At 42.3% G+C, this 20,280-nt stretch carries 15 protein-coding genes and 1 pseudogene; 7 read left to right on the top strand and 9 right to left on the bottom strand.

Features of this window, described 5'->3' with window-relative positions; all coding sequences use genetic code 11:
* Window positions 1–256: 256 nt before the first annotated feature.
* Both ACN222_RS18470 and ACN222_RS18465 read right to left on the bottom strand, forming a co-directional pair.
* Window positions 257–1,477, bottom strand: coding sequence for an O-antigen ligase family protein (locus ACN222_RS18470; protein ID WP_010997833.1), 1,221 nt, complete (start codon window positions 1,475–1,477; stop codon window positions 257–259).
* A 230-nt stretch (window positions 1,478–1,707) separates the two neighbouring features.
* Window positions 1,708–2,550, bottom strand: coding sequence for a YaaW family protein (locus ACN222_RS18465; protein ID WP_044521878.1), 843 nt, complete (start codon window positions 2,548–2,550; stop codon window positions 1,708–1,710).
* A gap of 220 nt (window positions 2,551–2,770) precedes the next feature.
* Between ACN222_RS18465 and ACN222_RS18460 the strand changes: the two genes are divergently transcribed.
* Window positions 2,771–3,811 carry an NAD(P)/FAD-dependent oxidoreductase gene (locus ACN222_RS18460; RefSeq protein ID WP_010997831.1) on the top strand — a complete coding sequence of 347 codons (1,041 nt, stop codon included), beginning with the start codon at window positions 2,771–2,773 and terminating at the stop codon, window positions 3,809–3,811.
* A 590-nt stretch (window positions 3,812–4,401) separates the two neighbouring features.
* Window positions 4,402–4,779, top strand: a complete 378-nt coding sequence (locus ACN222_RS18455) for a hypothetical protein (RefSeq protein WP_190449806.1) — start codon at window positions 4,402–4,404, stop codon at window positions 4,777–4,779.
* A 425-nt stretch (window positions 4,780–5,204) separates the two neighbouring features.
* On the opposite strand, the gene ACN222_RS18450 is transcribed toward ACN222_RS18455, so the two are convergent.
* The 4 genes from ACN222_RS18450 to clpP form a co-directional block, all read right to left on the bottom strand.
* A complete protein-coding gene (locus tag ACN222_RS18450) occupies window positions 5,205–5,438 on the bottom strand; it encodes a type II toxin-antitoxin system HicB family antitoxin (protein ID WP_010997829.1) in 234 nt (77 codons plus the stop codon).
* Between the two features lie 104 nt (window positions 5,439–5,542).
* Window positions 5,543–6,463: an alpha/beta fold hydrolase gene (locus ACN222_RS18445; protein ID WP_010997828.1), complete on the bottom strand. Its 921-nt coding sequence runs from the start codon at window positions 6,461–6,463 to the stop codon at window positions 5,543–5,545.
* A 98-nt stretch (window positions 6,464–6,561) separates the two neighbouring features.
* Window positions 6,562–7,899: an ATP-dependent protease ATP-binding subunit ClpX gene (gene clpX / locus ACN222_RS18440; protein WP_010997827.1), complete on the bottom strand. Its 1,338-nt coding sequence runs from the start codon at window positions 7,897–7,899 to the stop codon at window positions 6,562–6,564.
* Window positions 7,900–7,908: 9 nt separating this feature from the next.
* The gene (clpP, locus tag ACN222_RS18435) at window positions 7,909–8,607 is read right to left on the bottom strand and encodes an ATP-dependent Clp endopeptidase proteolytic subunit ClpP (protein ID WP_010997826.1); all 699 of its coding nucleotides are present in this window, start codon (window positions 8,605–8,607) and stop codon (window positions 7,909–7,911) included.
* A gap of 589 nt (window positions 8,608–9,196) precedes the next feature.
* On the opposite strand from clpP, the gene ACN222_RS18430 reads away from it, so the two are divergent.
* Complete coding sequence (locus ACN222_RS18430; protein WP_010994426.1) at window positions 9,197–10,159, top strand: IS110 family transposase; 963 nt, start codon at window positions 9,197–9,199, stop codon at window positions 10,157–10,159.
* Between the two features lie 302 nt (window positions 10,160–10,461).
* On the opposite strand, the gene tig is transcribed toward ACN222_RS18430, so the two are convergent.
* Window positions 10,462–11,877 carry a trigger factor gene (gene tig / locus ACN222_RS18425; RefSeq protein WP_010997825.1) on the bottom strand — a complete coding sequence of 472 codons (1,416 nt, stop codon included), beginning with the start codon at window positions 11,875–11,877 and terminating at the stop codon, window positions 10,462–10,464.
* A gap of 988 nt (window positions 11,878–12,865) precedes the next feature.
* Here tig and ACN222_RS18420 point away from each other — a divergent pair.
* The 3 genes from ACN222_RS18420 (at window position 12,866) to ACN222_RS18410 (ending at window position 17,296) form a co-directional block, all read left to right on the top strand.
* Complete coding sequence (locus ACN222_RS18420) at window positions 12,866–13,909, top strand: aspartate-semialdehyde dehydrogenase (protein ID WP_010997824.1); 1,044 nt, start codon at window positions 12,866–12,868, stop codon at window positions 13,907–13,909.
* A gap of 417 nt (window positions 13,910–14,326) precedes the next feature.
* Window positions 14,327–15,211: a 4-hydroxy-tetrahydrodipicolinate synthase gene (gene dapA / locus ACN222_RS18415; RefSeq protein WP_010997823.1), complete on the top strand. Its 885-nt coding sequence runs from the start codon at window positions 14,327–14,329 to the stop codon at window positions 15,209–15,211.
* A gap of 315 nt (window positions 15,212–15,526) precedes the next feature.
* Window positions 15,527–17,296 (top strand): ribonuclease J, encoded by a 1,770-nt coding sequence (locus ACN222_RS18410; RefSeq protein ID WP_010997822.1) that lies wholly within the window; start codon window positions 15,527–15,529, stop codon window positions 17,294–17,296.
* 86 nt (window positions 17,297–17,382) lie between these two features.
* On the opposite strand, the pseudogene ACN222_RS18405 reads toward ACN222_RS18410, so the two are convergent.
* Window positions 17,383–17,521: pseudogene (locus ACN222_RS18405) on the bottom strand (anion transporter); the annotation flags it as partial.
* A 396-nt stretch (window positions 17,522–17,917) separates the two neighbouring features.
* Between ACN222_RS18405 and ACN222_RS18400 the strand changes: the two are divergent.
* Window positions 17,918–18,295 (top strand): Mo-dependent nitrogenase C-terminal domain-containing protein, encoded by a 378-nt coding sequence (locus tag ACN222_RS18400; RefSeq protein ID WP_010997821.1) that lies wholly within the window; start codon window positions 17,918–17,920, stop codon window positions 18,293–18,295.
* Window positions 18,296–18,330: 35 nt separating this feature from the next.
* Here ACN222_RS18400 and ACN222_RS18395 read toward each other — a convergent pair whose 3' ends face one another.
* Window positions 18,331–20,280, bottom strand: coding sequence for a caspase family protein (locus ACN222_RS18395; RefSeq protein WP_010997820.1), 1,950 nt, complete (start codon window positions 20,278–20,280; stop codon window positions 18,331–18,333).

The raw sequence follows: 20,280 nt of genomic DNA, 5'->3' as shown, positions 1-20,280 counted from the left end.
AGTGATTAGCCACACTCACAGTCACAAACGTGAATATAATTATCTTATGCACTACTAATTATAAAAGCCGCAGTGTAACCACTGAAAATTTATTTCTACTATTAATAAAGTTGTCATGACATTTACTACTAGTAAGGTAAGTTGCTAGTTATCAACTCCAAGGGAGGTAATGGGTAATAGAGAATACGTACAATTTCTTTTCCATCAGTAATTCCCAGTTTTCACAGATACCATCAGTATTCAAGGAAACTGAAGATCAATTGTCCTCTTTAACAAACTTTTTGTGTTGATTGTAATAATATATATTTCCAGCAATAGCAGCCATCACTACCCAAGAGAGAGTATTCAGCCTAAAGTCAAAGAGAGTTACATCCACTGTATTGAATAATAGCCACTCTCCAAAAACAACAAGATAGCTGAAAAATATCAATTTATCTTGCTGATTTATATTGTTGGATTTCCATAAAATTTGCGAACCTGCAAATAATATCCAACTAAGCAATCCAAAAAATAAAAAAGTACTAGGTAGTCCAGTTTCAGCCGAGAACATCAAAAACAAATTATGGGGATGTCCCAAATCAATGTTCATCTGAGCTTTGTAAAGGTCTGTAAAATTACGCAGCCCCCACCCTGTCCAAGGACGTTGCTGAGTCAAAGACCAAGCAAATTGCCATTGAGTTTTTCGCATCAAGGCCAGTGGTCTATCTGGATACATTTGGTCGTTTAATCTCGCCCAAAAGAAAGCAGGGACAATCTGGCGCAAAACTTGAGCAATAGGGGGAGGTGCAAAAGCTGACAGTAAGACTGTGGTGACTACAGCAGCAACGCCACCGACTAGTAAGCGCCAACCTTGATAAAGTGCAAAAGCTAAACAAGCAATAATAGCGATCGCCCACCCATTACGGGAATTAGTTAAAATCAACGCGGCAAAGTCAGCAATTACTGAGAGTGTTAGGAAAATGATGGGGGTTGGGAATTGGGTATTTTCCTCGCCGCTACCACTGCTTCTTGCTTGCCATTGTTCTAGGAGTAATCCTATACCTAACGTGAAGGCGATCGCTAAATAAGCTGCAAAAATATTGGCGTGCATAAAAAGAGCAGCCATGCGTCCTGGTGGACTTCCTCCAGGGGCGATCGTCCAATCTAATAAAATCCACAAAACTTGTATTTGCAGGTTCCAACCCAAAAACAACTGCCCAAAGCCCATAATCACGACTGGTACAGAACCAAGGACTAAAATCCAAGCTATGTGCCGTAATTGAGCAGTTGTCTGAATCAGGAAACCTAAACCAGTAAATAACAAAAAGAATGGCAGTAAATTAAACAACCCTACAAAAGCGGCTGTTTTGTCATTGGCAAAGCAGGCGGAAACAAACAGCAAAAAACTCAGCAGTCCAAATCCCCAGTTGATAGGACGGCGGATAATACTGCGGTATTGGCGTACCCAGGTTACTAACACCGCTAGCATTATGCTCACAAATCCGACGAAAGGAGTGAGTGGAAAGATTAATAGTCCTAATTGAAAGCAATTCCAAGAAAATTGGCAGTCAGGTTTGGGATGATAAAAAGCTATCTTCAAACTAGAAACCCAGGTTAATAATCACACAATCAGCACAAGAGAAAGGGAAGTAAACAAGGCAAGGGAGCTAGGGGAAGAAATTTTATCCTAGTCCCTAGTCCCCAATCCCCAATTCCCACTCCCTATCTTCAAGCCAATTCCCAACATTCAGCACGGGTCAGACGAATTTGGGCTAAAGCAAAAATAGTGGGGATGATCCGACCATAGTTGGTGGCAATGCTTCTCCAGCCTAAATCGGCGAAGAACCAAGCCCACATTACCGGGCCAACAAAGGCAAAGAGACTGCGAACTGTCCCATAACGGGCTGCACTCACAGTCATACCCTGACGCGCCATTTGCAATGTAACGTAGCTTTGAAACTGTGTTGTCGCTGCTTGAGAACCTTTAACTAAAGCATCTTTAGCCACTTGATAGGTAGCAAAATGAATAGCAAATTGACGGGCAATTTGTTGGAGTACAAACGGTTTAACCAGTGATGTGACAGCTAAAGCACTACCACCTTTTAACAGCAAGCCCAAGGGGTCGCTTTGCAATAACAGAGGTAAAGGTTCTTTTACCTCTGTTTTCACAAGCTGACGTTGTACCTGCATAGCCAATTTTTGTTTTTCTTTTTCTGGTAATTTTTTCCAAACTTGTCCCAGCAGATGTAAAAATACTTCCGCTTCTAAATCAATTGTTGTTAAATCTTGAGAGTAAGGAATTTTTAAATACTTACAGACTTGAATTAATGCTTGACGGTAAGTTACTTGGTTTGTCCGTCCCCGTAATACTGTCACTCCATCGGCGGCTAAAAACCGAAAGCGATTTTCTAGCGAATCTAGCCAAGCTTCTCTATTTTGGCTTTGAATTTCGATTGGTTCAGGTGTCTGAACATAATCTAGGGGATTGAACTTACGACTAAACAGAATTGCTGTTAAATCCTGTAATTCTTCATCCGTTGCCAACTCCAGCGCCGCCCTCAGTTCATCCAATTTCCCTTCCTCCCTTCCATGCAGCTTTCCTGTACCCTATTCTACTATTAGCTTTCAGCAGAAATTGGTAAGCTATTCTGCTTTTGAGTTGCACAATCTATCGTGAGGGCTGTTGACCGTTGACAGTCAACAGTTAACTGTTAACAAGTTATGCAATTTAGGCGCGCATCTCTCTCCCTAACGCCACAAGTGGCTCCTCCTACTCCCAATCCCTAAACATATGAATGACATTGTAATTATCGGTGCAGGTATCGCTGGTTTGGTTTGCGCCCAGCAGTTAAGTCAAGCTGGGTATTCGGTGTTGGTTGTGGAAAAGTCCCGTGGTTTGGGAGGACGATTGGCGACAAGGCGCTTGCACGGAACTTGGGCAGATCATGGAGCCTGTTATTTAAAGCCTAAGGGTGAATTATTCATCCGTTTTGTAGAGTTATTGTGCGATCGCCATATCTTAGAACTGTGGACAGATGAAGTTTACGAACTCCAACCCAACACCGTACCCCGTTATATTGCACCTGCGGGAATGAGTGCGATCGCTAAATTTCTCGCCCAAAATTTAAATATTTTGCTCAATCAGCGTGTTACAGAAATTAACTTAACACCCGAAAACACCTGGCGTTTAACTTTAGAATCCAGTAACGAAGAATTAACCGCTAAGGCTTTAGTTATTGCTATTCCTGCGCCCCAGGCTGCGATGTTGTTGACACCGTTGGGTGAGGATGTTTTGGGTCAAGAATTTTTGACAAATTTGAGTGCTGTAGAATTTGCTCCGTGTATTAGTGCGATCGCTGGATATCCTACTTCATCTCATCCACTGCCAAACTGGAAAGCCTTCAATTTTGTCGATGATGCTGTTTTGGGGTGGATTGGTTTAGATAGCAGTAAGCGTCACCAACCCCAACAACCAGTATTTGTTTTACAAAGTAGCGCCAGTTTCGCCCAACTTCATTTAGAGTCTTCAGATTTACAACCCATAGGACAGCAAATGTTACACCATGCAGCCCAAACTCTGGAACTCCCTTGGTTAGATGTTCCAGAGTGGTTACAAGTACATCGTTGGCGGTATGCCTTTCCTCATATTTTTTGGCACAATCAAGTTTTAGTAGCTCAATCTAAACTGCCTTTAGTTTGCTGTGGTGATTGGTGTGGTGGCAATCTGGCTGAAGGTGCTACACTCTCTGGGCTAGCCGCATCTGTGGAAATTAACAATTATTTAAACCAGCTAATTCTACCTGATGTGAACTTTCTCAAAGTTTTTACCTAATATTTCCATCTATCGTTAGACTGGTTTCGCAATGTAGTAAGCCTCATTTTTATGAATTAGTAAATTACTTTCCAAAAATGATGTTTCACGAAATACCTAGATGATGAGAAAAGCTATGCATCAGGAACACTATCTGGGAATCCGATTTGATTATTGTTGGTGTAGCCTGCGCTTGCACATAAATATCTAAGTATCTGTAAAGTGGGCATTGCCCACCGTGTCATAGTTGTGATGGGTATTACCCAGTCTACCTATGTTTTGTGTTGATCCCTGATCATATTTAATGCGTTTTGTGTAGATTTTCGTTAAAAACGCATAAATTTGAAAAAATTAAAATATAAATAGAAAAAATTAGGCTTACTAGTCTCTTGAGTCCTGTTTTTTAAAAGTTATACTGTCCATCAGACTCTATTTCAAAAAAGGTGTAAAGCCAAATTTCTGGAAACTCACCAAAATAAAAAGTTCGTTTATGGTCGGTACGTAGATACAAAGATAAATTCTAAATAGTTGCCCGGAAAAGATTGGTATTTAGAATGTTTATTCTTTGCAGAAATCGAACTAACAAATAGATAAAAAAGGAGTTAAAAATGATTAAAACAGTAGTCAATTTAACACAACAATCCGTCTTAGGGGAGATTGAAAATGTTTTAGATACATATCCATATCATCCTTATCAACAAGCATTTGCAATTCCCGATTTGCGCCAAGAGCTAATCGCTTTTGTTCTCAATCGTATTCCATGCCTTTATAGCGCCATATCTGACGAACAGTTACTCATACCAAGTTGTGAGCAAGAAAGCTGGTGGAACAACAAATTACCTCGTAGTCCTTTAGAGCAGCAACAACACCTACAACGGTTGATTCACCAAGGTATTTATTCTATATTCCAAGAAAAATCAGACTGGATCAGTCACCACCTTTGTGAATCGGTACAAGTAGGCTGCGAGCCATCTCACTGGTTTGGTTAAGTATTAGTCAGTAGTCAGTAGTCAGTAGCCATTAGTCATTGATGATTAAATAAAAATCTAAGACTGTGGACTATTAACTATTGACTACTCACAAGTGTTATACCAATTCTCCAAAATCAAGTAACACATCCAAACCTTAAAACCCAGACCAAATCTGAATTTCTTAATTTTGAATTTTGAATTTTGAATTTTGAATTGGTGTTAGATGATTGCTGATGTAGGCAGATGCGATAGACTACGCCTTAGTGGAAGCGCACATACTCCTGCAAAGAAGCAAGCTATGCGTAGCGTCTCGTAGCGTTTGTTGATTCCCCGATGTAAAAAACGCCAATTCTACATTTGAGATATCGGCAGTTGTGGAGTAGATGATATTCTACATAAAGCTACTCTACACACCCTGAGAAGTAAGATAAAGACCAAAGTCATCACCTGAGTTGGTGACGCTCTTCTTCTGATGTTAATTCAACACTTTCTTGTAGAGAACGTTCATTTTCCTCGTACTCTTGTTGAATCATCTCAAAAACATCAATAAGTTCACCACGAGCTTGATCCGGTGTTTTTCCCCAAGAGTTATAACCAGAGATTGTTGAGATGTGTGCAACAAATGAGCCATTATCGCCAGGGCGGTTCACAGTGGTGTAGCCTTGTTGAGACTGCATGAGGATAGCCTAATGGTTGAAATTACATCTTCAGTGTAAAAGCAAAATCTCAAAAGTAGGTAAATTTAGGGGTAATATTCAACTATAGTAATCTTTTGCAGCACTTAACTAGTTTGTAATTCTGGTGTCGCCACTTGTAAAAACTCCCGTACCCGCCGTAGATAAGTAGGCGCATCTTCCAACATAGGAAAATGTGCTGTATCGGGAATCAAGACAAACTCCACGTTTTCATTTAGGGAAGCGGCTTGTCGTCCCATCTTAGCTGGGATAATTTGGTCATATTCCCCAGCCACTAATAAAGTTGGTACTTGTAACTTAGCAAACTCCTGGGGCATGACTTCAGCCTGAGCTTTACTGACAGAAGTAAAGATTGTCCCTAAAGCCGTATCATAATCGGCTACTAGAAAATCTTCTAAGAAAGCCTTGCGCTCACTTTTAGGTATAGGACGATGTAAAAATCTCGCCATAAACATTCTGTCAACAAATGGTATTTTCCCTAACCACTTAGGACGGAACTTGACTACATAACCACCAAATTTATGAAAAGCAGCAAAAGCTTTTTCGTCATATTCAAAAATACCGCTACAGGTTAATATTCCCCGTTCTACTCGTTGGGGATAGCGGTTAAAAAACATTGTGGCGATAGAAGCACCCATTGAGTGAGCATTCACATAAACACGCTGAAGCTTTAATTCATCAAGCAGAACAACTAAATCCTCAGCGTATTCTTCTATCTCATAAGTTAACTCTTGAATGGCTTGAGATTTTTCCTGAGTTGAATCAGCCCCAGCTACAGACTCACTAGCCTGAGCAACAGTCGGTTTGCCGTAGGAACGTCCAAATCCCCGCAAATCATATAGTAAACAATCAAATTGGTCTGATAAAGCGTTAGCAGTGCTTCTCCAGTATCTAGCTGAACCAGCCCAACCATGAACGAAAACCATCACAGGCTTAACTAAATCGCCCGATGGTTGTTTCACCCACTCGTAATAATGATCAACGCCACGAACATTGATATAAGGCATTTGCTCAAAGTCAATAGTCAATAGTCCAAAGTCAACAGTCAACAGTCAACAGTCAACAGTCAACAGTCTATTAACTAATGACCATTGACTCATGACTACTAAGCTGATTCCGGTTTAGGCAATGAAGACGGATGAACTAGCAATTCTGCGGTTGATCGCTTCTCTACCATTTCCCTGGTGACTGTGCATCGCGTCACATCTTTACGGGATGGTAACTCGTACATCACATCTAGCATAAGTTCTTCCACAATGCCCCGTAATGCCCTCGCGCCAGTTTTCCGGCGGTAGGCTTCTTGAGCGATCGCCTTGAGTGCATCTGGTTTAAAGTCTAATTGGACATTGTCCATCTTCAGCAGTTTTTGGTACTGCTTAACTAGGGCGCTACGTGGTTGAGTCAGAATCGCCATCAAGGCTTCTTCATCTAGAGGATCTACTACGGCTACCATTGGTACCCGACCGATAAATTCGGGAATCATGCCGAATTTCACCAAGTCATCTGGTTCCAGATGGCGCAACACATCTGCTGCCCGTTTTTCTTTAGATTGCCCTTCTCCAGGTTGCACAAAGCCTATTGACTTTTTGCCCCCTCTCTGGTCTACAACCTTCTCTAAACCAACAAAGGCTCCGCCACAGATAAATAAAATATTGCTGGTATCAATTTGGATGCAATCTTGGTAAGGGTGTTTCCGTCCTCCTTGGGGTGGGACGTTGGCAACTGTGCCTTCCAGCATTTTTAACAAAGCTTGCTGTACACCTTCACCAGAAACGTCCCTAGTGATGGAGGGGTTTTCACTCTTGCGGGCAATTTTGTCAATTTCATCAATGTAGATGATGCCGCGCTGGGCTTCTTCTACATCCAAATCAGCTACTTGTAATAATCGCAGTAAGATATTTTCTACGTCTTCCCCTACATACCCTGCTTCTGTGAGTGTTGTCGCATCAGCCACAGCAAAGGGGACATCGAGAATTTTGGCTAGGGTTTGGGCTAGGAGAGTTTTGCCACAACCAGTAGGGCCAATTAAAAGAATATTAGATTTTTGCAGTTCTACTGCATCATCTCCATTTTTACCGCTACCTTTAGACTGCAAGATTGCCAACCGTTTGTAGTGGTTGTAAACGGCTACAGATAAAACTTTCTTTGCTTCATCTTGGCCGATAACGTGTTCGTCTAGGTACTTTTTAATCTCTCTAGGCTTGGGTATTTGGCTCAGGGAGAGATTAGAAGAACGGGCGCGGCGTTTTTGAGGGGGTTCTGATTTTGGTGCTGGTTGCGCCGCCGCACCGCTAGTATCTAGCAACTCCTCATCTAGTATTTCATTACACAAGTCTACACATTCATCGCAGATGTAGACTCCCGGCCCTGCGATCAATTTCCGCACCTGCTCTTGAGACTTGCCACAGAAAGAACATTTTAAATGGGAGTCGTACTTAGACATACCAGCCTCTTATTTCACGATGGTGACGTTTTCCCCTGCTGTGGGAAGATTTTGTCTGGAGATGACTTGATCGATCAAACCGTAATTTTTTGCTTCTTCTGCTGACATAAAGAAGTCGCGATCGGTATCTGCTTCAATTCTTTCTAGGGGTTGACCAGTATGATTAGCCAATAACTGGTTCAACTGAGCCTTAATGTAAAGAATTTCCCTTGCTTGGATTTCTATATCAATGGCTTGACCTTGAGCGCCACCCAGGGGTTGGTGAATCATAATGCGGGAATCAGGTAGGGACATACGTTTACCTTTAGTTCCTGCTGTTAACAAAAATGCCCCCATGCTTGCTGCTAACCCAAAACATATAGTAACAACATCGGGACGGATTTGCTGAATTGTATCATAGATTGCCATGCCTGCGTAGACAGATCCACCAGGGGAGTTGATATAGAGTTGGATATCTTTTTCCGAGTCTTCCGCGTCCAAAAACAACAACTGGGCAACAATTGTGTTGGCTACAGCATCGTCGATAGGAGTTCCTAAAAAGATAATCCGCTCTCGCAGTAGGCGGGAGTAGATGTCGAAGGCTCTTTCTCCCATACCAGATTGTTCTACGACCATTGGCACGATGTTGCCTATGCCGTTGAGGTGTGAGGACATTCCAAATCGACTTAAACTGTTGATGGAGTGATTTGCCGACTGCGATACAAGCATACAAGGACAATTGGAGATAGTTGGGACAGAGATTTTGGCAACATATAGCTGCCTTTGTGTTAATAAATGAGATTTTGATTCACCTATGTGTTAACCATTATGCCTCATCTATATTCTTCTCGTTTTACCCCAAATTAGGTGAGGGAGAGTGCAAACCATTCCATTGACTACATCTTCCACATTTACGGTGAGCCTTGAGTAATAATTTTTCATACTCATGACTCAGCATTTATAACTTAAAAATTTGAATTTGTGTGAGGGGTGATCTGGCGACAATGGCTGCTAAGAGCTAGTAGGGTGTGTTGTGGTTTGAGTCTGACGCACCAAAAATATGTGATTGGTGGCTGAATCTATGGCGGAACACACCCTTGTATATTAAAAGAAGTGGTAGACCGTCGCACCCTAGGTCATTAAAGACCGCTTTGTAGCATGGGTCACCACAACAATCTCTTTGACAGAACTCGAACAGTCGCCGGGGTCAAAGCTTTAAACTACTGACATTTAAAGTATACAGTCCGCATCGGGCAAGGATGAGTGAAATCAAGGGGATGAATTAAAAACTTCTTGACAAAATAGTTGAGATTCAAAAATGGAAAACATCTCTGTGTGGGTAGGCATTGACGTGAGCAAAGCGACCCTCGATGTTTATATCCGTCCCATCGGTAAAGCATTGAAGTTTGCTAATACAGAACTAGAAATATTTAATTTAGTTGAACAATTAAAATTTTATGATTTGAACCTCATCGTACTAGAAGCAACCGGAGGATTAGAAACAGAACTGGTCATTCAACTACAGGCAGCAATGCTACCAGTAGCATTAATCAATCCACGTCAAGGACGAAATTTTGCCAAAGCCACTGGTAAACTCGCCAAAACAGATGCTATCGATGCACAAATATTGGCACACTTTGGGGAAGCAATGAAACCTCAAGTGTTAAACATTGAGTCACAAGCATCTCGTCAATTAGGAGAATTAATTAGTCGTCGAAGACAATTAGTTGAGATGCAAACTGCTGAAAAAAATCGACGCTCACGCGCCCGTGGTAAAGCATTGGCAGATATTGAAGCACACATTGAATATCTTGACGAACGTCTCAAACAACTCAATCAAGAAATTGAGCAATTAACTCAAAACAATCAACAATGGATTGAAAAAGTTAATTTACTCAAAACTACTCCTGGTATTGGCCAAGTTATTTCGACAACTCTGGTTTCTGATTTGCCAGAACTCGGTCAACTCACTGCCAAACAAATTTCTCGCTTAGTTGGTGTTGCACCTATCAATCATGATAGTGGTCAACACAAAGGTAAGCGCATGATTAATGGCGGTCGCGCTCATGTTCGTGCCACTCTTTATATGGGTGCTGTTGTTGCTATGCGTCATAATCCGGTTATCAAGGCCTTTTATGAGCGTCTTGTCGAACGTGGTAAATCGAAAAAATTAGCTCTCACTGCTTGCGTTCATAAAATGTTAGTCATTTTAAATGCAATGGTTCGGGATAATTTACCTTGGCGTGTTACTGACAACTTACAACCCATTCCCAACGCTTAATCACAATTGACCGTTTTTATACTTGGAAATACTCTCCCTGATGATCCTATTGCCGCATTTGGGTCAATTTTTGATGCTCTTTTTTATCTTCACGGGAAATCCAGCAACTGGGGAAGATTCTGCGGCGAAGCGGAGTGGCTGGTGCGGGCTGCTACCATCTTAGCCAAGAGCCACAAGTCTTTTTGCCCGTACCAGCCACCGCAGAATCTAGCGCAGCGTTCCCCAGTTGCGTCAATGTTCAGAGTCCCGGTTTTTGTTAACGATCGCTTGACTTTCAAGACAGTCGCTACAAAATTGCCTTTTTATTCCCCTGTAGTCGATTCTGCTGCAACCTCTATGGTTTCTGCCTCAGTCTCAGGTGCAGTTATCTCTGGCTCTTGGCTAGCTAATGAGCCTTCTGGTACCAGTTCAACGGTAGAATTTGCTAATAGCCAATCAATGATTTTTTCGGATAATAGCTCGTTTTCTACGATGGTTTGCAATCTTTCTGCATCAATGTCTTCGTCTGGGTATTGTTGCACCAATTCTGTCACTCTGGCTTGAATTTCTTCTGGGGTGACGGTAATTGACTCGCGTTTAGCGACTTCTTGCAAACCCAAAGACCGTTTAAGGCGTTCTACAGCCTCAGGGCGCGATCGCTCCCGTAACTGCGGGATAATATCCTGGGTGAATAATTTTTTCACATCCAGTCCCTGTTGGGATAGGCGCATAGCTGTTTGTGTCAGCATCGCGTCTACTTCTTTCTCAATCAGGGTTTCTGGCAAATCTACTTCTATGTGCTTAACTAGTTCGCCTAACAAAGCCTCTTGCTGATTATTCTTGGTTTTGTCTTCCGCTTCTTTTTGATAACGCTCTGCCAAAGAAGCGCGCAACGCTTCTAGAGTATCGAAATCGCTGACTTCTTGGGCAAAGTCGTCATTTAATTCCGGTAGTTCTTTTTCTTTAATTTCTTTGAGAGTCACCGTAAAAATTGCCGGTTTCCCTGCCAATTCTTGGTTAACGTAAGGGTCTGGGAATTGAGCTGACACTTCTTTGGTGTCCCCTGGATTCATGCCCACGATGCCAGTCACAAAACCAGGAATAAATCTATCTTCCTGTAATTCTACCTGAAAATCGCTAGCGTCACCGCCAGGAATGGGTTCGGGTTCGGCATTTTCGTCATCACCTTCAGCTTTGGCGATTACACCTTTAAAGTCCACTACAGCCACGTCACCAATTTGGGCGGATCTTCCTTCTACGGGAATTAATGTCGCCAATTCTTGACGTTCTTTTTCTAAAACTTCATCAACCCGCGCTGGATCGTACTTGATTTCTTCGGCTTTGGCTTCTAAACCTGTGTACTGCACTAGGTTGATTTCTGGTTCTACATCCACAGCCGCAGTAAAAGTCAAGGGCTGTCCTGGTTCGTAACTATTAATTAAATCATCGAAGGATGAGCGCAGGCGTGGTTGACCAATTGCGGCAATGGATTCTTGCTTGATTGCTTGCTCTATCCCATCTTGCAGCAATTCTTCCAGGGCTGCGGCTTTGATGTGAGTTTTACCTAGACGCTGTAATAATACTTGTCTTGGTACTTTGCCTTTACGAAACCCAGGAATGTTAACGGTTCTGGATAAATTTTTAATTACCTGTTCGTAAGTTTTTTGCGTAATTTCTGGTGTAATCTCTATTTCCAGACCAATTTGGCTGGCGGGAAGTTTTTCCTGGGTAACTTTCATGCTTCGTCTCTAAATTTTGGGGGTTTGTGACTCCAAGTACATACAAGATGCGATTAACCAAAATGAGTGCCGGATTTTGAGTTCTCAATTCTGAGCAAGATTGCTTACTCAGTCATCGTTACTGGGAACTTTTCTATGAGAACTTGGCACTCGTAGCTTTGCATCGCTTCTGTGAGTTAATGTTTCTTGGTGATAATGGGAAGTGTCTACAAGGCAGATTTCTAGGCCTACAGTAGATATCCAGTTTACTGCTAATGGCAAAAAACTTGACATTTTAGTGCTATAACTTTACCGAAAGAGTCATAGTTAACCGGCCGCATCGGTTCTATGGGACTATGATCGTGATATCCTGGTTTTCACAAACAACAAACCAATAGCCTGTATCCTATAATAAAATGCCAAGTTTGTTTATTGTCCTAGCGTTAACGCCTTTACAGTAAACCAGTATTGGATTTTGAATAGACTATCTTAGATTAACTCTAGCCACGAGGATAAAGGGCTGGGAAACTTTAAATTTTTAATTTTAGATTTGTTTTGCCTACAAAAGACAGGGTATGTACCAAAAAGTCAGTGTACAATTCAAAATTGTTTGATTGTATTGACTTGGTTGACATTGAATCATAGTACATTACCGATCAATCTAACCCACATCACAGACAGGTGTGATTGTTTCCCAGAGTGAATTTTATAGATCACCTTGAAAACATACTCTTCTCTAGATTTTTCTCTGCAATAGGGATTTACTGTATAATGGGGTTAATTTTTTAATTAAGCGGTGAAATTAAGCAGAAATTCCTGTAAGAGCCTGCATTTATTAAAGTTATGTAAACTTTAAAATTAGATTACCTATTTAAGAAATATCGCTAAAAATCAGGAAAGTTTGCACTGAATATTTGATTATTCTTATTGTCAAAGACTGGATAAATTATAAATCTGTAAGAGACCACCAAAAACTTAACCATAACCTCTGAGGAAGGAGGATTTTAGTTTGTCTAAAACGTATCGTGTAGCTATTTTGGGAGCAACTGGTGCTGTCGGCACAGAGTTGCTGGAATTGTTGGAAAGCCGGAATTTTCCGGTGGCGGAACTAAAATTATTGGCATCAGAAAGGAGCGTAGGCCGATCGCTCCCCTTTCAAGGTGAAAATATAATAGTAGAGGCAGTGAGCGATCGCGCCTTTGAAAATGTTGATATAGTTTTAGCCAGCGCTGGTGGTTCCACATCCAAAGCTTGGGCATCTGTAGCGGTTGAAAAGGGTGCAGTAGTTATTGATAACTCCAGCGCCTTCCGTATGAACCCAGATGTTCCTCTGATTGTGCCAGAGGTAAACCCCCAAGCCGCCGCCGACCACAAAGGCATCATTGCCAACCCCAACTGCACCACTATTTTGATGACCTTGGCAGTATGGCCATTACATCAAGTTAGACCAGTGCAACGCATTGTAGCAGCAACTTACCAGTCTGCTAGTGGTGCAGGTGCTAAAGCAATGGCAGAAGTGAAAACCCAAAGCAGTGCCATCTTGAGAGGTGAGGAACCAGTCGCCGAAGTATTACCTTACCCCTTAGCATTTAATTTATTTCCCCATAACTCTCCCTTGACCGATTCAGGGTATTGTGAGGAAGAGTTGAAAATGGTCAACGAGACCCGCAAAATCTTTGGTACACAAGAAATTAGAATTACAGCTACTTGTGTACGGGTTCCCGTACTACGCGCCCACTCAGAAGCAATTAATCTAGAGTTCGCAGAACCATTTTCTCCAGATGAAGCTAGAGAAATTTTAAGTCAAGCACCTGGAGTAAAATTGCTAGAAGATTGGGGAAAAAATTACTTCCCCATGCCTATTGAAGCTAGTGGTCGTGATGAAGTTTTAGTCGGGAGAATCCGCCAAGATATTTCTCACCCCTGTGGTTTAGAACTCTGGCTTTGTGGCGACCAAATTCGTAAAGGCGCAGCGTTGAATGCGGTACAAATAGCCGAGTTGTTGGTAGAAAAGAATTTACTCCAACCTACAAAAGCTTATGTTGCTAGGTAGTCAGTTGTCATTGGTCGGTGGTCATTAGCCATCATGAACTGCATCAGGTATGGGGGATTAGCGCTCTTTTATGACTCTGATGAAAGAAAAAAATGTAGGTTGGGTTGAACTTGAGTGAAACCCAACAAAACCAAGGACTTTTCGTGTTGGGTTACTCTACGAGAAGGCTGCGCCTACGTTCCTCAAACCAACCTACTCGTAAATTTATCAAAGCCTTCACAATCAAGGATTATGAATTTTTATTTAACGAGAGTAATAGAAGAGCGTTAAGAACTAGGAACTCAGCACTTTTCCAAGTCAGTAGCTAGCAAGAAGCGACCGACTACTTTCGACTAATGACAGTGAACAGTTAACTGTCATCTGACACCTAAATAACTGATCAACATAATTAAAAGGAAATTGAGGAGTAACAAGAGGGTGGGAGATTTTGGCACAGTTTTAACCGCTATGATTACACCGTTCAAAGCGGACGGGAGCGTTAACTATGCTGTAGCGGCAGAACTAGCAGCGAATTTAGTTGACAATGGTACAGATACATTGGTTGTGTGTGGTACAACTGGAGAGTCACCCACCTTGAGTTGGGATGAAGAATACAATTTATTTGTAGAAGTTTTGCAGACAGTAGCAGGCAAAGCCAAGGTAATAGCTGGATGTGGTTCCAATTCCACCAAAGAAGCGATCGCAGCTACGCAAAAAGCAGCTAAAATAGGAGTACATGGTACTTTACAAGTTGTACCTTACTACAACAAACCGCCACAAGCCGGACTATACCAGCACTTTCAGGCGATAGCGCAAGCCTGTCCAGAGCTACCGCTATTGTTATATAACGTTCCTGGTCGTACTGGTCAAAATCTCAGTCCAGAGACAGTTGTGCGGTTAGCTGAAATCGACAATATTGTTGGTGTTAAAGAAGCTAGTGGCAATCTTGACCAAGCGGGTGAAATCCGTCGCTTGACACCAAAAGAATTCCAGATTTACGCTGGAGATGATTCGTTAACTTTACCCTTGTTAGCTATAGGGGCAAAAGGCGTAGTCAGTGTGGCTTCCCATCTGGTAGGGAACCAACTACAACAGATGATTCAAGCTTTTAATTCTGGGCAAGTGACAGTTGCCAGTGATATTCATCTTCGACTTTTGCCGTTGTTTAAGACTTTATTTATCACTACAAATCCGATTCCCATTAAACAAGCACTAAAACTTCAAGGTTGGGAAGTTGGCTCAACCCGTCCACCGCTAAGTGATGCTGATGCAGAAGTCAGTCAAAAACTAGAAGCAGTAATGAAACATCTCGATTTAATTTAATCACCATTATCTAAGGACTAGTTAAATTCTATTTCCCAAAACTGTATATCAATAACTAATGGGGTTTATTAGAAAAATCTGATGATTAAAGTTTTATTCCCGCCTAGCTTCTAATAGTCTGAAAATTTGTGCTAAAACCTAATAAATATACAATGAATTTTTCAACTTAAAATTCCTCTTTATTGAACCAGAAATTTGCACATTTAATCAAAATTTAGCTGCTTGTAAAAAGCAGGCTCATGTTGTCATTCCTAAAAGAAGCTGAATTTTCAAATTTACTAAGTCTAAAACAACAAACAACAATCTCAGGAGAAAATGGTTAAAAACGAAACTAATGCTGGCCTAAAAATTATTCCCTTAGGCGGTTTACATGAAATTGGTAAAAACACCTGCGTTTTTGAATACGATGATGAAATCATCCTCTTAGATGCAGGATTGGCTTTCCCCACAGAGGCGATGCACGGAGTAAATATCGTCCTGCCAGATATGACTTATCTACGGGAAAATCGCCACAAAATCAAAGGTATGGTTGTTACCCACGGCCATGAAGATCATATTGGTGGGATTGCTTTTCACCTCAAACAATTTGACATTCCAGTAATTTATGGGCCTAGACTAGCAATGGCAATGCTAGAGGGTAAATTAGAAGAAGCTGGAGTACGCGATCGCACAGAATTAAGAAAAGTTTTACCTCGTGATGTTGTACGCATTGGCAAATCCTTCTTCGTCGAGTACATCCGCAACACCCACTCCATTGCTGATAGCTTCACCCTTGCCATTCACACTCCTTTAGGTGTGGTCATTCACACCGGTGACTTCAAATTTGACCACACCCCAGTTGATGGTGAAAAATTTGACTTGCAGCGCCTTGCAGAACACGGTGAAAAAGGCGTACTTTGTCTGTTGAGCGATTCCACTAACTCCGAAGTTCCAGGATTCACCCCTTCAGAAGCATCAGTTTTTCCCAACCTAGATAGAGTTTTTAGTCAAGCGGAAGGACGGCTATTCGTCACCACCTTTGCTTCCAGCGTCCATCGCATCAACATGATTCTGCAACTGGCGAAAAAGCATAACCGCGTCGTCACAGTCGTTGGCCGTTCCATGCTGAACTTGATTGCCCACGCTCGTAATTTGGGTTACATCAAGTGTGAAGATAATCTGTTGCAGCCCTTGCATATGGTACGCAATCTACCAGATGATAATGTTTTGGTTCTCACCACGGGTTCTCAAGGTGAAACAATGGCAGCCATGACCAGGATTGCCAACAAAGAACACCCCCATATTAAAATTCGCCAAGGTGATACTGTTGTCTTCTCTGCTAACCCAATTCCAGGGAACACAATTGCTGTAGTCAACACCATCGACAAATTGATGCAGCAAGGGGCAAAAGTAGTTTATGGAAGAGACCAAGGAATTCACGTTTCGGGTCACGGCTGTCAGGAAGACCAAAAGCTGATGATTTCCTTAACTCGACCTAAGTTCTTTGTACCAGTCCACGGCGAGCATCGGATGTTGGTGAAACATTCCCAAACCGCCCAGAAGACAGGCATTCCCGCCGAGAATATGGTAATTATTCAGAATGGGGATATCATTGAACTCACTGAAGACTCAATTCGTGTCGCGGGGAAAGTTCAATCTGGTATCGAGTTGGTGGATACTACAAGCTCTGGAATGGTCAGCGCCAAAGTACTGCAAGAACGTCAACGCATGGCAGAGGAAGGCCTTGTAACTATTGCAGCTGCTATTGATTGGCAAGGTAAATTGTTGGCTAAACCAGAGATTCACCTGCGTGGTGTTGTTACTAGTGTAGAGCGATCGCTGCTACAAAAATGGGTACAACAGCGTATTGAAGAAATTTTGGGCGTGCGCTGGTCAGAGTTTACGACTTCTGAAGGTGAACAACCTGAGATTGATTGGGGTGGTTTGCAAGGAACTTTAGAGCGCGAGTTGCAACGTTCTATTCGTCGTGAGTTGCAATGTCAGCCATCAGTGACCTTGCTGATGCAAATTCCTGATGAGCCACCTGTGAAGGTGGCTGATGGTAGAAGGAGGCGGACTCGGACGGCTGCTCAAGTAGCTTCTTAGAGAGTATTCAGGGGTAAAACTCACATAGAGGCGCAAAGATGCTCAGAAAACCTGTGCGTCTTTGCGCTTTGGTGTGCGATATTATGACCCAAGACAATTAAAAAGGCAGAGCCAACTAAGGCAATGGTGGTGCAGTTCATCCGTAAGCCCGGAATGCAGCCAGCCTAAGGCTAAACCCAAATACGTCAGCCCTATTAGGCCATAAATTGCAAATTGGATGAGAATCGCTGTTTTTTATGGGTTCTTGTCAGTGCTAGCACTTAAAGATAGTTTCTACACTAGCTAGCCAACAATAAAACTATTTCCGTATAAATATTCTTTTAGTAGCAAAAATACTTGTGTTAATCTTTGTGAAGATTACTACAAATTCTACCCGAAGATAGATGTCTTCACTAAAATTTAAACTGTGTCAAGTTATGAATAAGATCGGGTGATCACACTACCACTTCCGAGAAAATTGCGATTAACTTGACGTAGTAATAAGTTGTGTTCTGGCTTCAGTACTTTTCCCAAATTAACGTTATATCGCTTTTAATGAGCGTTTTTTCCCGACAAGCTAGTTATCACACTGTATAAGTTCATCGGAAAGGTGAATACCCTCATAAAAGAAGAGGCATAACCATGAAGGTATTTGATAATACCACAAAAAAGCTTTTGGTTGCAAGCTGGGTTTGGATAAGTCACACAGAAGTTAACAATACTCGTTTAGCCCAGTTGCAGACTTCTCCGTCTCAGTCAGGTTGGGACATTCTCAGACCCTTAAGACGCTACTTAGACAGCATTGAAGTGAGCGATCGCTTATTGGCTCACCGCCTATGTCAACTAATTCCTGCTCAATGTCCTTTTGAACGCGACATCAATTTATTTGGCAAAACTCTGCTGCACATTCCGCCATTGTGTAAACTCAACCCTCTATATGAAGAAGTCGTTAGTTTGCGTTTCCGGGCGCTGTGCTATTTAGCTGATGAATGCGGCGAGGATGTATCACAGTATTGTTAGTCATTAGCGGAAAATGTGGGGTTTTGAACTAATAACTATTGACTCTTTTTTCTCGCTTCCCATTTCTGGATGGCTTCTTGAGCATCTTCGTAGACAGCTGTTCCTTCTGGGACTAAGGTAGCAGTTGCAATTGCAGCACTAAAATTTTCTTGATCGGCGCGATTTTTAGCGAGGTCAAGAATTTTTTCACTCCATTGATTAATAGATATTTGTGCCAAATCAAAGCCTGGTTGCCCTTGGGGTACTCTTTTGGCTACTTCGATGGCACGGTTATAAGTGGAAGCTTGCCCTTGTTTAATTAAGGCGTTAGCGGCATCTATCAGGGTTTGATTAGCTAGAAACTGTTTAGCTTCTGAGCGCCACTGGGAAATTGTTGTTTGAGCTTGGGGATAGAGTGCTTCGTCTTTGGGAATTAATTTAGCAGCTGCGATCGCATTGGCATATTGTCTTTGTTTGGCGCGACCTTCTGCTAAATCGAGAATCATCCGAGTCCAAATCTTAATATTTTCCTGGGCTTGTTCGTAGAGTGGTTCGCCGGGTTTAATTTTCTTAGCAGTGGCGATCGCCAAGCTGAGATCGCTAGCTTGAGTCTGTCTCAAAGACATTTTTGCTAGGTCTAATACGGCTTGATTACGTTTTTTAGATTCAGAAATAGGGGCGATTTGGGCAGTTGACTGATTCTTTGGTCGATTGAGTGGGGCTACCTTGGCTACTGGACGAGGAGTTGAGGGAGTCTGAATGATTTGTGAATCACTAGTAACAGTAGGTAGTTGCTGTCTGGCTCTTAAAACTCTGGCTTGATTACGCAGGAGAATAATAGAAATTAACGCTACAACGACCATAGTTCCACCTCCCCACAGCAAAAACTGTCTCCATAATGGAGGCTCTGGCTTATTGCTTGGTAGGCGAGAGATGTAGGGTTGGGGAGCATTGGGGATGAACCTCCCGCCTGTTTCTTCCTCGTCGGGTATAGGTGGTTGGTATAGTTGGGGGAAGTCAGTATTTATGGGAAATAGCTGTCTATCTAGGGTGACAGTGGGTGATTTGCCATTACCGTTAGTTTCAAACCTGGGAGAGTCTTCCCATTTCCCAAATTTTGGGGGCTTGGAGGTTGTTCTAGGGGATTCCCCCAAGGATGGTGCTGTTAAGGCTACAGCAAAACTTTCTTCTGAAAAAATAATAGGTTCGGCTTCCGAAGGTTCTAAGGTACTAGGTACGGCGGCGCTCAGTTCTACTTCAGGATTGCTTGTTGTTTCTACTGGGGGTAAAATTGCCTGTTCTTCAAAGGGGATAAAGGCTACAGGATTTTGTGTAGGTCGCCAGTAATGCTGAGATAGTTCGGGAGTCAAAACACCTAAGTATTTTTCTAATTCTCCTAAATTACTGCCGTAACCAGAACGCAAGGCTGATAATAATGCGCCTGTAAATATGCCGTGGCCTAGCTCTCTACTTTCCTGAGAAAACTGGTCTGGTTGACAGGAAAGAATGGTGGACAGTTGTAGTTCTTCAGCTAGTTCGATGATTTCTTTGCCCACGGGAATATCCCCAAAGCTTGCAGAAGCACGGTTGATATCAAACAGCAGCAAAACATTGAGGTTAGCTAGCTGCAAACTTTGCATCAGCGATCGCATTTCTATGCCAGTTTCTTCTACCAGCTTGGGGTCGCCTTCTGTGGGCATTAAATAGTCTCTGCCGTTGTAGTTGACTCCATAACCGCTAAAGAAGAACCATAAATGGTCTTCTGGCTGCCAACAAGCTGCGGCTAAATCTTCCAGCAACAGCAATATATTTTCTTTAGTTGGATAGGTGGATCTATCGTCAATTGGTGGCGATGTATCCGTCATGAGCAAGCAGCGTTGGTTGACAAAACCTGCTTGGTGAACCAAAAAGTCCTTTAGCGCCTCGGCATCGGCTTGGGCGCAAAGTAAAGGTTGAAATAATTGATATTGATTAACGCCTATGGCGATCGCCCAGTAGTTTGCCAT

The organism is Anabaena sp. FACHB-595, assembly GCF_048568275.1.
Lineage (GTDB): Bacteria > Cyanobacteriota > Cyanobacteriia > Cyanobacteriales > Nostocaceae > Trichormus.
Note: the sequence above shows the minus strand (reverse complement) of the source record. Positions and strands in the feature narration are given on the sequence as shown.

Coding starts and splice junctions, on each gene's coding strand:
- clpX (WP_010997827.1), bottom strand. CDS start 7,899: ATGTCTAAGTACGACTCCCATTTAAAATGTTCTTTCTGTGGCAAGTCT.
- ACN222_RS18410 (WP_010997822.1), top strand. CDS start 15,527: ATGGTTAAAAACGAAACTAATGCTGGCCTAAAAATTATTCCCTTAGGC.
- ACN222_RS18450 (WP_010997829.1), bottom strand. CDS start 5,438: ATGCAGTCTCAACAAGGCTACACCACTGTGAACCGCCCTGGCGATAAT.
- ACN222_RS18400 (WP_010997821.1), top strand. CDS start 17,918: ATGAAGGTATTTGATAATACCACAAAAAAGCTTTTGGTTGCAAGCTGG.
- ACN222_RS18460 (WP_010997831.1), top strand. CDS start 2,771: ATGAATGACATTGTAATTATCGGTGCAGGTATCGCTGGTTTGGTTTGC.
- tig (WP_010997825.1), bottom strand. CDS start 11,877: ATGAAAGTTACCCAGGAAAAACTTCCCGCCAGCCAAATTGGTCTGGAA.
- ACN222_RS18430 (WP_010994426.1), top strand. CDS start 9,197: ATGGAAAACATCTCTGTGTGGGTAGGCATTGACGTGAGCAAAGCGACC.
- clpP (WP_010997826.1), bottom strand. CDS start 8,607: ATGCTTGTATCGCAGTCGGCAAATCACTCCATCAACAGTTTAAGTCGA.
- ACN222_RS18395 (WP_010997820.1), bottom strand. CDS start 20,280: ATGGCAAACTACTGGGCGATCGCCATAGGCGTTAATCAATATCAATTA.
- ACN222_RS18445 (WP_010997828.1), bottom strand. CDS start 6,463: ATGCCTTATATCAATGTTCGTGGCGTTGATCATTATTACGAGTGGGTG.